The organism is Parvularcula bermudensis HTCC2503 (genome assembly GCF_000152825.2).
In the GTDB taxonomy this organism is placed as follows: Bacteria; Pseudomonadota; Alphaproteobacteria; order Caulobacterales; family Parvularculaceae; genus Parvularcula; species Parvularcula bermudensis.
On sequence record NC_014414.1, the window covers coordinates 1,841,568 to 1,855,711 of the forward strand.

The 14,144-nt window shown below is 60.4% G+C and carries 14 protein-coding genes and 1 tRNA gene; 6 read left to right on the forward strand and 9 right to left on the reverse strand.

The features are described 5' to 3' along the window. Window positions 1-35: 35 nt before the first annotated feature. Complete coding sequence (locus tag PB2503_RS14015) at window positions 36-683, reverse strand: TetR/AcrR family transcriptional regulator (RefSeq protein WP_013300867.1); 648 nt, start codon at window positions 681-683, stop codon at window positions 36-38. Between the two features lie 150 nt (window positions 684-833). On the opposite strand from PB2503_RS14015, the gene PB2503_RS08660 reads away from it, so the two are divergent. Beyond that, a complete protein-coding gene (locus tag PB2503_RS08660; RefSeq protein ID WP_013300868.1) occupies window positions 834-2,015 on the forward strand; it encodes an alkane 1-monooxygenase in 1,182 nt (393 codons plus the stop codon). 116 nt (window positions 2,016-2,131) lie between these two features. Continuing rightward, window positions 2,132-2,341 carry a hypothetical protein gene (locus tag PB2503_RS14570; RefSeq protein ID WP_148235238.1) on the forward strand — a complete coding sequence of 70 codons (210 nt, stop codon included), beginning with the start codon at window positions 2,132-2,134 and terminating at the stop codon, window positions 2,339-2,341. Window positions 2,342-2,513: 172 nt separating this feature from the next. On the opposite strand, the gene PB2503_RS08665 is transcribed toward PB2503_RS14570, so the two are convergent. The 6 genes from PB2503_RS08665 to PB2503_RS14020 all read right to left on the reverse strand — a co-directional run bounded on the left by PB2503_RS08665 (window position 2,514) and on the right by PB2503_RS14020 (window position 8,128). Beyond that, window positions 2,514-2,601: transfer RNA gene (locus PB2503_RS08665), tRNA-Ser, on the reverse strand. A 284-nt stretch (window positions 2,602-2,885) separates the two neighbouring features. Further along, window positions 2,886-4,322: a cryptochrome/photolyase family protein gene (locus PB2503_RS08670; protein WP_013300869.1), complete on the reverse strand. Its 1,437-nt coding sequence runs from the start codon at window positions 4,320-4,322 to the stop codon at window positions 2,886-2,888. Between the two features lie 71 nt (window positions 4,323-4,393). Beyond that, a complete protein-coding gene (locus tag PB2503_RS08675; protein WP_013300870.1) occupies window positions 4,394-5,224 on the reverse strand; it encodes a transglutaminase family protein in 831 nt (276 codons plus the stop codon). Then, window positions 5,221-6,153: an alpha-E domain-containing protein gene (locus PB2503_RS08680; protein WP_013300871.1), complete on the reverse strand. Its 933-nt coding sequence runs from the start codon at window positions 6,151-6,153 to the stop codon at window positions 5,221-5,223. The genes PB2503_RS08675 and PB2503_RS08680 overlap by 4 nt, the downstream gene beginning before the upstream one ends. Further along, window positions 6,153-7,601, reverse strand: a complete 1,449-nt coding sequence (locus PB2503_RS08685; protein ID WP_013300872.1) for a circularly permuted type 2 ATP-grasp protein — start codon at window positions 7,599-7,601, stop codon at window positions 6,153-6,155. Before PB2503_RS08685 ends, PB2503_RS08680 begins: the two co-directional genes overlap by 1 nt. 95 nt (window positions 7,602-7,696) lie before the next feature. Beyond that, window positions 7,697-8,128 carry a DUF1761 domain-containing protein gene (locus PB2503_RS14020; RefSeq protein WP_013300873.1) on the reverse strand — a complete coding sequence of 144 codons (432 nt, stop codon included), beginning with the start codon at window positions 8,126-8,128 and terminating at the stop codon, window positions 7,697-7,699. A gap of 109 nt (window positions 8,129-8,237) precedes the next feature. On the opposite strand from PB2503_RS14020, the gene kdsA reads away from it, so the two are divergent. Then, window positions 8,238-9,128 carry a 3-deoxy-8-phosphooctulonate synthase gene (gene kdsA / locus PB2503_RS08695; RefSeq protein ID WP_013300874.1) on the forward strand — a complete coding sequence of 297 codons (891 nt, stop codon included), beginning with the start codon at window positions 8,238-8,240 and terminating at the stop codon, window positions 9,126-9,128. On the opposite strand, the gene PB2503_RS08700 is transcribed toward kdsA, so the two are convergent. Further along, window positions 9,125-11,161, reverse strand: coding sequence for a pentapeptide repeat-containing protein (locus tag PB2503_RS08700; RefSeq protein ID WP_148235239.1), 2,037 nt, complete (start codon window positions 11,159-11,161; stop codon window positions 9,125-9,127). The two genes, kdsA and PB2503_RS08700, sit on opposite strands and share 4 nt — an antisense overlap. A 411-nt stretch (window positions 11,162-11,572) precedes the next feature. On the opposite strand from PB2503_RS08700, the gene PB2503_RS14025 reads away from it, so the two are divergent. Continuing rightward, a complete protein-coding gene (locus tag PB2503_RS14025; RefSeq protein ID WP_013300876.1) occupies window positions 11,573-11,998 on the forward strand; it encodes a response regulator in 426 nt (141 codons plus the stop codon). A 317-nt stretch (window positions 11,999-12,315) separates the two neighbouring features. Then, entirely contained in the window at window positions 12,316-12,822 is a 507-nt protein-coding gene (locus tag PB2503_RS08710; protein WP_158305836.1) for a GAF domain-containing protein, read from the forward strand. 15 nt (window positions 12,823-12,837) lie between these two features. Here the strand turns inward: PB2503_RS08710 and PB2503_RS08715 are convergent, their stop codons facing one another. Then, window positions 12,838-13,179 (reverse strand): cupin domain-containing protein, encoded by a 342-nt coding sequence (locus tag PB2503_RS08715; protein ID WP_013300878.1) that lies wholly within the window; start codon window positions 13,177-13,179, stop codon window positions 12,838-12,840. Window positions 13,180-13,292: 113 nt separating this feature from the next. On the opposite strand from PB2503_RS08715, the gene PB2503_RS14030 reads away from it, so the two are divergent. Beyond that, window positions 13,293-13,949, forward strand: coding sequence for a cell wall hydrolase (locus PB2503_RS14030; protein ID WP_158305837.1), 657 nt, complete (start codon window positions 13,293-13,295; stop codon window positions 13,947-13,949). Window positions 13,950-14,144 lie beyond the last annotated feature (195 nt).

Below are 14,144 nucleotides of genomic sequence, written 5' to 3' on the forward strand. Positions count from 1 at the left end.
CCGCTGCACGGCACCGGCGGGTGTTGGGGCGCGTCTCACATCATCGGGAAGAGGAGGGAGGCCAAATTCTCCTGGAGGAGGCCATCATCGTCGGCAGACAGAAATTCTTTTAACAGCGTATCTGTCAGCGCATTGGCGATCCCGATGGTGGCGCCGAAGGCAAATAATTTGAGCTGATCGTCGGGGATGGTGGCAAACTGACCGGCAGCTTTTATCCGCCACAAAGGTTTTGCGGCGACATCGACAAAGGCGGCGAGGGCGAGACGCAGATCCTCATCCGCGAATCGGCTGACATCGGGGTTCATCATCACTGACCAGCGGGCAGGGTGGTCGGCCGCCCATTGCCACGCCGCCTTGACCTCTCGCCGTGCCGCTTCCTTTGGGTCGAGATCGCCGGCGGCGGCCTTCACCACCGTTGCCGTCAGGTCAAGGTATGCGTCCTTCACGATGGTCGAGAGCAGGGCGGCCTTTGTCGGAAAATGCCGGGCCGGTGCGGCGTGAGAGACGCCAAGATCCCGCGCTAACCTGCGCAACGACATGCCTTCGACCCCTTCGGCATCGATGACTTCGATCGCGCGGTTGAGCAAGGCGGTGCGCAAATTGCCGTGATGGTACCGGCCTCCTGCTTCCTTGGGATCGGGAGACATCTCACGATCGCTGTCTCCGGGGGGCTGCTCCGTCATCGGGGACCCCCGCACATTTTCGATGTTGACACTGTCATCATTTCGTGAACTTTATACCAATCAGGATTGTGTGCTGGATCGCATAGGGTTGTCCAGCTGCACCCTCAAAACTGAATGAAGCAAAAGACTTCAGCGATCGGGAGATGACGTATGCAATTTGTAGGCGTGAAAGACAATGGCGAGGCGGTCACCTATATTGATCGCAAGCGCTTGGGCTGGCTGAATGTATTTATTGTCCCCGCGGTGGGGCTTGTCCCCCTCACAATCTTTGGGTTCATCGATCACAATCCGTTGTGGCTATTGCTACCGACGCTCATCGTTTTCGGTCTTCTCCCTCTCCTCGATGCCCTCGTGGGGAACGACAGCCACAATCCGCCCGAAGAGGTCGTTCCCGCCATGGCGAAGGACCGCTATTACGATTATGTCCTTTACGCGACGGTCCCGGCCTATTTTGCTGCCTTGGTGATGGAAATGTGGGTCCTTGCGACCTTCGATATCCCCTGGTGGGCTGTCATTGCCCTGTTGTGGGGTATGGGAATCGTTTTGGGGAATACGACGACCATTGGCCATGAACTCGGTCACCGTACAGACAAGCTCAATCGATTTTGGGCCAAGATGGCGCTCTCTGTGTCCGGATACGGACACTTTACCGGAGAACATAATCGGCATCACCATACCTGGGTGTCGACGCCTGAGGATCCGGCGTCCGCCAAGCTGGGGGAGTCGGTCTATCGATTTGCATGTCGCGAATTGCCCGGCGCTTTAATCGGGGGGTTAAAACAGGAAAAGCGTCGTCTCGCCGCGAAGGGCCTGCCCTTTTTCCATTGGCGGAATGATGTGTTGCAGGTCTACGCTGTGACGATCCTGGTCGGTGCCCTTTTGATCGCGTGGCTTGGGTGGATTGTTCTGCCTTTTCTCATTATCCAACATTTCTTGAGCTGGTATGCGCTGACCCAGGTGAACTATCTGGAGCATTACGGCCTCCTGCGGGAGAAGCGGGAAAATGGGCGGTATGAGCCGTGCCAGCCGTGGCATTCCTGGAACTCAAATCACCTGGTGTCGAACGTCATCCTGAACCATCTCCAGCGCCATTCCGATCACCACGCCCATCCGGCGAGGCCATATCAAGCCTTGCGGGATTTCGATAATGTCCCGAGTTTGCCGACCGGCTATCCTGGTGCGCTCTTTCTCGTGGCCTTTCCGCCGCTGTGGTTTCGTATCATGGATCCCAAAGTCATGGCTTGGGCGGGGAATGATCCGCGGAAAGTCCATCTGAGCGAGGCGCGCGCGCGGGCCTATGGGGTGGAGGCGCCGCAACGCGTCCTGACCTGACGGGGCGTGCGCTCTATGGGGGCCTTGATCACCGACGCGTGTTGGGCGGTCAGGCCCCATAATCGGAGGCGCCGCGCGCCCGTGAGATCCAAAATGGCGTGAGCTGGGGAGAGGGGGTGAGCTCTGATCCCCAAAGCCGCGACGGCGGCTCGGGCGGTCAGCCCGCCCCATCGGAGGCGCCGCGCGCCCGTGAGATCAACAATGGCGGGAGCTGGGGAGAGGGGGTGAGCTCTGATCCCCAAAGCCGCGACGGCGGCTCGGGCGGTCAGCCCGCCCCATCGGAGGCGCCGCGCGCCGTGAGATCAACAATGGCGGAGAGTGAGTGACGAAGTTCGAACTCGGAGCCATGCGCTCAAGTAGGCGAAGCCGGTAGCGCAAGATGGAAACTGGCGGACGGAGAGGGAGTAAGTTCGAACTCCAGTACCCAAGGACGCGACCGCGTCCCGGCCGGTCAGGCCGCCCCCGCGGAGCGCCTTCGGCGCGTGAGCGAAAAAGTGCTGGCGGGGAAGGAGGGATTCGAACCCCCGGGACCGTGAAGCCCAACGGTTTTCAAGACCGCCGCATTCGACCACTCTGCCACTTCCCCAATATAGTCTCCCTCTATGGAGTCGCTCGCTCTTCGGAACAAGGGGGCGGCGCTCTCTGGTTCATTTGTCGATGCCGTCTGACCAGTCGACCTCGGTCACTGCCGTGCGAACCAGAGCAAGACTTAGGTGTTTTTGCGAGCGGGGCACGCCCATCACTCAAAGCGGTTGCCTATCTCGCCGGATAAAGCGCCTTTCCTTCTCAGAAACGCGCCCTTCAGCGTAGGCATGCAGGTCTATGGTGAGGCAACGGTTTCCTGCGGTGAAGAATCCCCGAGGCCGCTGCCTATTTGATCGCTTCATAGCGCGACAAAGCCTGCTTTCGGCGGTCGCTATGGTCGACGATGGGGTCAGGATAGGTCTCGCCGAGAACGATACCGGCATCCTTCAAAATAGCGGTAGACGCCTTACGGGGCTCATGGATGAATCTCGTCGGAAGATCCCTCAATTCCGGCACATAGCGGCGAATATAGGCGCCATCCGGGTCGAACTTTTCACTTTGAGTCGTGGGATTGAAGATTCGGAAGAAGGGGGCGGCGTCCGCGCCGCATCCGGCGATCCACTGCCATGAGGCGGTGTTGTTCGCGGGGTCCGCATCGACAAGGCAGTCCCAGAACCACCTCATCCCATCCCGCCAATCGAGCAGCAGGTCCTTCACAAGGAAACTCCCAACGATCATCCGCACCCGATTATGCATCCAGCCTTCAGTCCATAATTGCCGCATGCCCGCATCGACGATGGGGTACCCCGTTCGTCCTCGCTGCCAGGCGTTGAGGGCCTTCTTGTCTGTGTCCCACTCGAAATCGGTGAACTTTTCCATCAGCGGCTGGTCGCGCATGGTGGGATGGTAATAGAGAAGTTGATAGCTGAATTCGCGCCACGCGATTTCTGACAGGAACGACGTTCCCTGATCTTTGGGGATATCGCCTGCCTCCATGGCATCTGAGACACTGTGCCAGAGCACCACAGGGCTGATTTCACCGAAATGAAGGTGAGGGGAAAGCCGAGACGTGCGGTCCTGGTCGGGTCGATTGCGGCAGTCATCATAGGATGCCGCATCCGTGTCGAGCCATGCGCGCAGTCGTGCACGGGCGCCTTTTTCCCCTGGGGTCCAGACGGGCTCAAATCCTTCCGCCCAATTGGGGGACCGGGGCAAGAGGTTCCAATCGTCGAGGCGATCTGTCGACGGAAGAGATGGTGGGGCGTTCAGCTTATCCGTCCTTGGCAGGGCAGCCCTCGGCCCCTCCTTTTGCTGGAGACTTTTCCAATAGGGCGTATAAACTTTATACGGATCGCCGCTTTTTGTTTCGATCTCCCAGGGTTCATAGAGAAGGCGGCCGTTACAGCTTATGCCTTTTATCCCCATATCCTGAAGGGCGGATTTGATCTCCGTATCAGGATCGGTTTGCCATTTCATGTAGCGGCGGTTCCAGAAGACGTGGCTTGCCTTGATCTCTTTTGCGAGAGCAGGGACAATCTCGGTCTCCTTACCGCGCCTGAGGATGAGGGCACCCCCCCGGGTCTCAAGATCCTCCTTAAAGGCGCAAAGCGAATGATGCAGCCACCATCGCTGGGCGGCCCCCATGGCAAAATCGCCGGCGGTGGCGTCGTCCAGTACATAGAGACAGAGGACGGGGGCGCCGGATGCCGCCGCCTCGCGCATGGCGGGGTTGTCGTCGAAGCGCAGATCTTCGCGTAGCCACAGGATGACGGGATCGGTCATAGACGGCTCTCCTCAAGCGAGGAGGTAGCCGCCAGGTCGTCGGCGTCCAGCCCCGGGAACCGCTCTCTGACTTATTGCTGTTGTTGTTGCTGAGACTGCGACGATGAGCTGGTAATCGCCACCGAGGCCTTCAATGTCTCGTTGGATTGTCCGTTGATAAGGCCCTTGATCGGGGCGGCATCATCCGCATCGAGGCCACAAACGAGGCGAATATGTGCAGCCGTCGGACAGGTCTCATTCGATATATCAAACCCGACCCACCCCAGATCCGGGACGAAGCTTTCCGCCCAGCCATGGGTCTCGCTCAAATCCTCGTCCTGCCCCGCGTAATAATAGCCCGCGATATAGCGACTAGGGATGCCCAGATGGCGAGCCGCGGCGATGAAGACATGGGCATGATCCTGACACACCCCTGTGCCCTGCGCTAAAGCTTCGGCCGCGCTGGTCGCCATGCTTGTTGACTTGGACGTGTAGGCAACCGCTTCCCTGACCGCCGCGGAAAGCGCGTGCAGGGTCTCAAGAACGGTGTCGCCTTTGATGTCATCGGCAAGGGCCTCCACCGCGCTGTCCGCTGTGGTCAGGGGGGTTCGCCGAAGGAAGACGCCGCGCGGCATCCGCTCTTTCAGGCCTTTGATCACCCCCGCATCTTCCTCGCGGTTGATGACCCCCGTGGCGATGATCGACACCTCATTAGTGGGGCCATCATGGGCCCACAGCGCCTCGGGGATAGCGCAGGCATTTCGGTAACTCGGCTCAATCGCCGTTTCGTTGACGGTCACCTGCCAGGTGCCGATCTCTTGCGTGGCGTAGGAGGTTGGGAACAAACGCAACCGCATTGCCGCCCGCCCGCCGGGCGGTACATAAGTATAGATCGTTTGATGCCGGACGATCAGACGTGTCACGAGAAACCGTATCCTTCGGCGATTTGCACATGCAAGGAAAAGACCGATTGCAGAACATCCTCAAGAAACTCGTGCAGGCCGTCCGCGAAGATTTCATCCATCGTCGCCTTCGCCAGGCGAGACCGTAGCGCCGCCGCTGTGTCGTGACAGGGGTGACGTTGATCATAGAGGGTGGCCAGCCGATCGAGGGCGCCCCCGACCTCGTCCATGGCAAACGCAATCGACCGCGGAAAGGCGCGGTTGAGCACCAGAAGATCGGCAATATTCCAGGGCGTATAATCGCTGGCATAGATGTGGTAATACGCTCGCATGGCGGATGAGGCCAGCAATAGGCTTGTCCACTGATAAATATCGCGTCCACCGCCGGCCACGTCCCGTTCGGGTAAAAGCGCGCGATATTTGACCTCAAGGAGGCGCAGGGTCATGGCCGCCCGTTCAAGGGCACTCCCCAGGCGGACGAATTCATACCGGTCATCGCGCAGCATGGTGGTTTCAAGGGTGCCGCGGAACGTGGCGGTCCGTTGTTGGCACCAATCGAGCCAATCGAACAGGCCGGCCGAAACGTCGGCCACTTTAACATGGTCGAGGCGCCGCCAGCGATCGTTCAACGCCTCCCACATCGCGGTGGTCATGGCAGCCCGCTCCGCCCGGCCATTATTTCGTGCCAGCGTAATGCAGGAGCGAACCGAAATGCCGTTTTCTCCATCGAGCAGCAAGTGCTCAAGAGCTTCGGCCTGGTCGGGCATATCCTCCCGCTCGGGATCGGACGGTACCCCCGCCGCCCGGAGCACCGATTGCCAATCGCCCCGTTCAGAGGCCCCGGGCAACATTGTCATCCGGGCGCCCATATCGAGCAGGCGGGCGGTGGCGCCACATCGCTCGACGTAGCGGCCGACCCAGTAGAGATTTCCAGCGGTCCGGCTCAGCATCAGGAGGGGTCCTTCGCTAACACCCACGTATCTTTCACCCCGCCCCCTTGCGAGGAATTGACCACAAGGGAGCCTTCGCGGAGGGCGACACGGGTGAGCCCCCCAGGCGTCAGCCGCACATTCTTGCCGACAAGACAGAAGGGGCGGAGATCGACATGTCGTGGCTTGATTTCCCCCCCGATCAATGTGGGGGCGGTCGAGAGGTCGAGGGTCGGTTGGGCGATAAAGGCAGCCGGGTCCTTTTCGATCCGCTGAGCATAAAGCTTTCTCTCGCTCGCGGTGGACCGGGGGCCGATCAACATCCCATATCCGCCCGACCCGGCCACTTCTTTGACGACCAAGCTATCGAGGTGATCGAGGGTATAGGCGAGGTCGTCCGGGTTCGAGAGTTTATAGGTCTCGACATTCGGAATGAGCGGCTTTTCCCCAAGGTAGAAATCGATCATGTCAGGGACATAGGTATAGATCGCTTTATCATCTGCGACCCCGGCGCCCGGGGCGGAGCAAATAGTGACCCCACCGGACAAATACGCGTTCATCAGCCCCGGCACGCCCAGAACGCTTTCTTTGTTGAAGATCAGGGGATCGAGAAACGCATCGTCGATCCGGCGATAGATCACATCGATCACGTCAAGGCCGCGTGTTGTGCGTCGCCAGACGCGTCCCTCATGAACCTCAAGATCGCGCGCCTCGACAAGCTCGGCGCCCATCAGATCAGCGAGGAAGGAATGTTCGTAATACGCTGAATTGAACGGCCCTGGCGTCAGGACGGCGATCGCCGGGCGGCTATTGGTACAGGCCGGGGGCGCCACTTCTTCGAGGGTGCGGCGGAGATCATGGGGATAGGTATCGACCGACCTGACCTTTCCGTCCCCGAACAGCTCGGGAAACATCCGCATGGTGATTTCCCGGTTCTCCAGCATATAGGAGACGCCCGAAGGCGTGCGGCAATTGTCTTCGAGGACGGAAAAGGCGGCTTCTCCCGTCCGGACCAGATCGACACCGACGACATGGCTATAAACCCGTCCGGGGGGATCGAAGCCCACCATTTCGGGCAGATAGGCGCTGTTCTCGATCACCAATCGCTCTGGGATGATCCCGGCGCGCAGGATCTCCCGCCGATGATAGATATCGTAGAGAAAGGCATTGAGCGCCTTGGCGCGCTGCTTGATGGCCTCAGCCAGACGATCCCATTCACTGGCGCCTAGAACCCTGGGGATCAAGTCAAAGGGGATAAGCCGCTCTGGGTCTCCTCCCTCCCCATAGACGGCGAAGGTAATTCCAATGCGGCGGAAAATCGCCTCCGCTTCTTCGGCGCGCACGGATAGAAGATCGAGGCCAATATCATCGAGCCACTTCGCGACGAGATGATAGGGCGCCCGAACCTCGCCGTTATTTCGCATTTCGTCGAACAGACAAAACTCCCGAATTCTGACTACCCTCATCATCTAGGGCGCTAAGGCCGTAAAGGACAGTGGCCGTTTCTACTCTCTTTATATGCGCCGCACAATTTTCACGGCGCACTTTATCCAGATATCCAGCCTCAGGGGTAGCCCTGACCGGGCGGAGCGGACAACCCAATCAGTTGCATGGTGATCGCTTGGATCACCATTACCCCAAGCCAATGGCCGCCATCGATGATAGTCAAGCGCCAAGGACGCCCCTGAAAACGGTGATTGACGAGCGTCGTTGGCAGTACAAAACCGCCCCAAATGATCAGGGGGGTCATCGTCGTCATGACCCACAGGGGCGCCTGGTCCGGCATCAGGATAAGCGCACCCGCCAATATCGCGGCCAGCCAGGCTTCGGCGGCGAAGGTGACGATCAATATTCGGGGGTCGGCGCTTGGCGTGCCTTCCACGGCGGCGGCGCGCCGCCATGACGTGGCGAAGCCCTGGTACCACACGGCCCCGAACGCAAATCCAAGGCCTGCGGCGATGAGGATAGGTACGGCATTGAGCCAGATATAGATCATTCGCTGATGCTCCGTTCCATTCGGCCTAAAGCTAGACCGACAAGGGCGGGTTGTCTTGCGGGCGAGGGCGGCTTTCCTCATCTAAGGGAAAGATCAAGAGGAGACTGCCATGACCGGCCATGCCGCACAGTCAGAGGTGACCATCACCGCTCCCGGCGGCGATGTGCGTGTGGGAAACCATCTTCCGCTCATGCTGTTTGCCGGGCCCTGTGCGATGGAAAGCCGCGCCCACGCCCTCGAAGTGGCGGGCGCCATCAAGGAGATCACGGATCGGCTGGGGATCGGGTTTGTCTATAAATCCAGTTTCGACAAGGCCAACCGGACGTCATTGTCAGCGCGCCGCGGAATCGGCATGGCCGAAGCCCTTCCTATTTTTGCCGAAGTGAAGGAGCGCCTCGGGGTCCCGGTGCTGACCGATATTCACGAACGGGCCCAATGCGCGCCGGTCGCCGAAGTGGTCGATGTTCTTCAGATTCCGGCCTTTTTGTGTCGGCAAACGGATCTGTTGGTCGCCGCCGCCGAAACGGGGCGGGTGATCAAGGTGAAAAAGGGCCAGTTCCTCGCCCCCTGGGATATGACCAATGTCGTCGCCAAGATTACCGGCAGCGGAAATTCCCGCGTCCTGGTGACGGAGCGAGGGGCCAGTTTCGGCTACAATACGTTGGTAACGGATTTCCGGGGCCTCAAGACGATGGCGGAGGAGACAGGGGCGCCGATCATCTTCGACGCGACCCACTCCGTTCAGCAGCCCGGCGGCCAGGGGGGAAGTTCCGGCGGACAGCGGGAAATGGTGCCAACCCTTGCCCGCGCCGCCGCCGCGGTGGGCGTGGCCGGCCTGTTCGCGGAAACCCATCCTGATCCTGACAGTGCGCCTTCGGATGGCCCAAACATGATCCCGCTCAGCCGCCTTGAGATCTTCTTGCGAGAGTTGCAGGACCTCGACCGGATCGCCAAGGGCCGCGCCGCCCTCCACAGCTTCGCGCCGGACGAAGGGGCTTAGTCCCCAATCTCGGCGCTGGCCGCACTATCGACCGCGGCATCGGTAAGGCCGTCTCGGCGAGACGCCGCGGCGACGAAAGAGGCCAGGTCATTTGCCCCGGTTTTTTCCGGACGAACGAAGCAATCGCCGTTCTGGGCCCGGATGGATGAACACACACTGTCCGCTGCCAGCTTTGACCCAAGGGGAGGGGTGGTGACCTGGTAAAGAGTTTTCCCCTTGGCCGCATCGTAGCTGTAGGACACCTTGCCGATCGCGACGGGTTTCGTCCCCAATGAGTGACCTGACACGATTAGTTTCTGAGGGGCCGCTTTGTTCGGTGCGCAGGCGGCACTTACAGGATCGGGCATTGACCGAGCATTGCGGTTAGGTGCGCTGGGAACGCAGCTCGCAGAGGTCAGCTTGGCATAGGGACGCCCAAAATGGCGGCTCGCATTGGCGAAATTGCTGTAGGCGCCGAGTTGGACGACATAGGCCTCCTTGTCGTCGTCGGTCGCCCCTTCGGATAAGATAAGGGGCGCCTCATTCGCCGTAAGCGCCTCGGCGAGGATCGCCACCGACGCTGCCCCCTTTCTGTCCTCGGCGGTCGCTTCTTCGGAATAGTCGATATCCCCCGCCCTTGCCATCACCATGGCAGCCGCCATTTCCGGGACCATCATCGGTGCGGTTTCGACCAAAAGCTTCTTTTCTCCGGGGGGGGAAGGAGCAGGGGATCCGATCGCTTCCGGCCCGTCCTCCGCCTTCATCTCTTCGGCGATCTCCCCTAAAATCCGCCGCAGCGCCAGCATTTCAGGAAAGTCCTCGTAAGGCGCATCAAGGGCCGCGGCCAAGGCGTCTGGTCCGGCTGTTTGGAAATAGCCGCGCGCCTCCTGGGCTGTGCCGGGGTCGAGTAGAGTGGCCCGCAGCCAGGCCAGATCCGCCGTGTCTTGGTCTGGGGCCGCAGCGCTTGGGGGAGGGACGGTCGACCCTTGCGATGGGGCGCCGCCCGTCTGGACAGGGGCCTCGGCAAATCTCTGCTTCAGAAGCCGATTGTATCGAAGGACCATGTCGTGGGTCCACCAGACGATGGGATGGGCGAGCGGCTCGACCATCACGGCCGGCAGGGGCACAGCATCGTGCATCTGGTCGGCGGCAATTTCATATTGTCCCGTCAGGTCGCGCCACGTCCACAGATCATGCGCCGCCGCATCGAACTGGCGGAATCCTGCGCCGGGGAAGGGATTGTGTTGAGCGACCTTTTCGGCGGCGCGCTTGATCATCGCCGATAGGGTTGGGGCGAATTGGAAATCCGGTTGACAGCCTTCTTCAGCCGTCCCTGTGCAGATGGTTCCGGCTTCGTGCCATTCCGGCGGCGCCTCACCGGGGAAATAGACCTGGTCGAACACCAGGCTGCCCATTGCCGCGCCGGTATAGGTCATGTCCGACAGATCGGAGCGATCGGCAATCAAGATCGCCCCGGGATCGAAGCGCAATTGCGCGCCGTTTAATGTGCTTCCCGATAGCATGAGGATCGCGTCAGAGCCGATTTCAATTGTCGAATTATCGAGCAGTGTCCCCTCAAAGCTGACCGTCTCCCGCTCTGGGATGGTGATCCGGGCGTTCCTGGCATCGGACAAAAGGAACCGGGCATTATTCATCGAGGAGGGACGCAAGGTGGCGGAGGATAGATTGAGGAGGATCCCCTCAAGACCTGCCATATTCGTATTCGTGAAGCGTGTTTCGACGAGATCGATTGTCCGCACGCGCAGATTGGACAAATCAAGGGTGTGGGTGATCTCATCGCCACCGACCTCAGCAAGGAAGGCGACAGCACTCGACTGCCCCATCTCGCCGAATATCCCCCGCGCATGGGAGATGACCTCTTTTTGGAGTTGTACCGATTTGAGGAACTTCTCCTGCTCGCTTGGGGCGTTACGTTCCCCCTGCAACAAGGCAAGCCCGGCAAAGAGCGCGCCGAGCACCGCCGCCGCGCCCACGCAAAATCCCCCCGCTGCGCGCCATGGGATCTCTTGTGGGACGTCTTGGCCTGCAGTCATTGGTGCCTCCCTATGGGGCGTCTGGGGCCGGCCATTCGGGGGGAAGGGGTTGGGGGCTGGGCGTTTGGGGGTGCCGATCTGGGCGTCCGGCACGCCGTCATTTTTGGCGGGAATGGGCGTGGTGTCCCCCTCCGCCAAATTATCGACCTGACCGTCAAGTCGCGGCCCGGATGCACCGGGCGTGCCCCCCTTCGGCGTATCGTCGGCGGTAGGTCCGCTCTGTGGTTTGGACGGGTGTGTCACGCGCGCTCTCTCTCTCCCTAATCCTTAGCAATGTTCGTTGCCGCACCACAACTCCAGCGCGTGGAAGAATCTGCAACGGGGCACCGGGAGAGGGCCCTCATCGTTCCTTCGGCGGCATAATTTCCCGCTGATAGGGAACTCCTGCCTTTCCTAATTTGTTCTGCTCCCATGGCTTATTCCGGTTTCTTCCACGCCCGCCCAGGTCCCCCCCAAACGCTATTGCTGGTGGAGGACGATCCTTTGCTCGCGGCGGCCGTCATCCAGTATGCGGAGGAAGAGGGATATGCCGTCGACGGTCCCTACACCCGTAGCAGCGAGGCAGAGGCGGCCATTGCCGCCCATTCTCCGACCGCGGCGCTCATCGATTATCGTCTCGCGGACGGCGACCGGGGGGACGCTGTCGCCCGCCTGCTTCACCGCCAGGCGATTCCGTTCGCCCTTGTGACCGCGAGCGAAGATCATGAGGTTAAAGGTCTGTGCACCCAATATGGCTGCCAGATGGTCCGCAAGCCGGTCGATGATCGCGTCCTCGACGAGACCTTTGATTTTCTGATGACGGGGCCTGCCGCCCATCAGGCGATGACGGGCGATTAGACCCTTTTCGAGCGAAGCGGGAAGCGGTCGCCTAAAGAAAATGTGATAAAACAACCATTTAGTGGCGCTTCACGACACCGATTGACCTGACGCATAGAGGCGGAAACAGTTAATCGGATATAGTCAAGGGCGGAGACATGCCGGAGCGGCAGTCATCTTCAGTCAACCAACTTTATTACAATTTTCCAAACTTATATGCGGTAGGCCCAAAAGAACGCTTCCCTTCGTAGTGAGCTTTTTGGGTGCATTCTGAAGAAATCGATCGCCTCGCCGCTTTAGACCGATTGTGCCTCCTCTCGGGGAAGGCTCATCCGGTCTTGGACGAGATCACAGCGCTCGCCGCAGAACTGAGCGAGTGGCCGATTGCCGCCATCTCTCTCGTCGATCTCAATCGGCAGGTCTTTGTGTCAAAAGTCGGCACTACGGTAGAGCAGACGAGCCGCTCGGCGTCATTCTGTACTCATACGATCAAGAATAAATCGCCTCTGGTCGTGGAGAACGCCCTTAGTGACCCAAATTTCGCGACCAACCCATTGGTCGTCGGCCCCCCCCATATCCGCGCCTATGCCGGATTTCCGCTGACCCAATCGCAGGGCTGGGCTGTGGGCACCCTCTGTGTCATCCATAACGAGCCGGCGAGCCTTTCCGCCGACACCCGCCGTCACCTCACCCGCCTCGCGGTGATGACGATCGAGGTGCTCAAGCGGGAGGAGGTGACGGCGCCTGGCCTTCGGGGCCTCCAGCAATCGATCACCGCCGAGCGCCATCGCTTCATTCAGGGCGGTGCCGTAAAAAAAGGCCAATCCTCGGGCAGATCAGCTTAGCCCTAGGACAGCGCCTTATCCGGTTGAGTGACCGCCAAGCGATGTCCCCCGAGCGGGGGGAGAGGTCGCCTCAATCGCGCTGAACGCTGTCTTGATCACGTAACGATGCGGGACCCCCTTTGGAACACGCCAGCTATCCCCCGGCGTCAGATGGAGCGTGTCATTGCCGGATTTGAGCTCGGCCTCACCGGAAATGACATAGCCCAAGGTTTCATAGTCGCTGGCGTGGTCATCGGCTTTTTCCACGGGGCCTTCGTTCCACACTCGTAGGGCGACCCCCTCTCCTTCAACGGCGAGGGCCTGTCCCTGAGGTCCGGGGACCGCGTCTTCTGCGTTCAGCTTTGTGATTCCGGCCATCAATCGCTCCTTATTCCTATCGGATCTTGCCTTCATCAACGCCTTGAAAGCACGGAGCGTTGCAGAAAAAGCTGTGCGGAGCGGCCAAAGCAAGCCAGATCGTAGCTATGGATATGGCAAATTTCGCAAAAGTCATCGTCCCGGCGGGTCTGTTGCTCGGCAGCGTTCTGATGGGCTGTAGTCCTGCGCCGGAAAGACCGGAAACCGACCCGCCCGCAGAAGATCAAGAGGAGGGGCCTCGGCTCAATCCTTCCCTGCCAGAGTCTCCAAAGAGCGATCAGGCCAAGGATTCCGAAAAGGGGGAAGGCGATCATGAGGCCGTGAGCCTGTCGGAGGTGACCGGGGCGCCGAGCGATTACCCGGCCCCTGCCATCGCTGACAGTGAAATTCGATGCATGGCGCTCGCGCTGTATCACGAAGCCCGCGCCGAGCCCGATGCGGGCCTGTGGGCGGTGGGGCACGTCATCCTCAACCGGATGGAGGCAGCGCGCTATCCCGACACCGCTTGCGGGGTCACCAAGGATGGCGGCAGCGACCCCCCCTGCCAATTTTCTTGGTGGTGCGACAGTCTCCCGGACACGCCGAGAGAAGCTGACGCATGGGAGAATGCCCGCGTGCTCGCCCGTAAATTGCTGCTTGGGGAAATAGAAGATCCCACGAATGGCGCGACCAGCTTCCACGCCAAACGGGTCTCCCCCTATTGGGCGGAGAAGATGACGCGGACGGTGACCTTGGGAAACCACCATTTCTACAGGATACGCCGCAACTAAGCCGGGGCGGTCTGGCCTCGCTGCGAAGCGATGATCGCAAAAGGGGTAAGATTGGTGGGCGGACGGCCTAAGTCGCCACCGCCATGATCGCCGAAGACGGGGGGCAGCCGGGCGTTGTCGTGAAATTCCCTGCCCGAGCGACTGAGCCTTTCCAAGACCCAAGGGCTTCTTCCCCTCGGGCGCCAAACGCCCTAT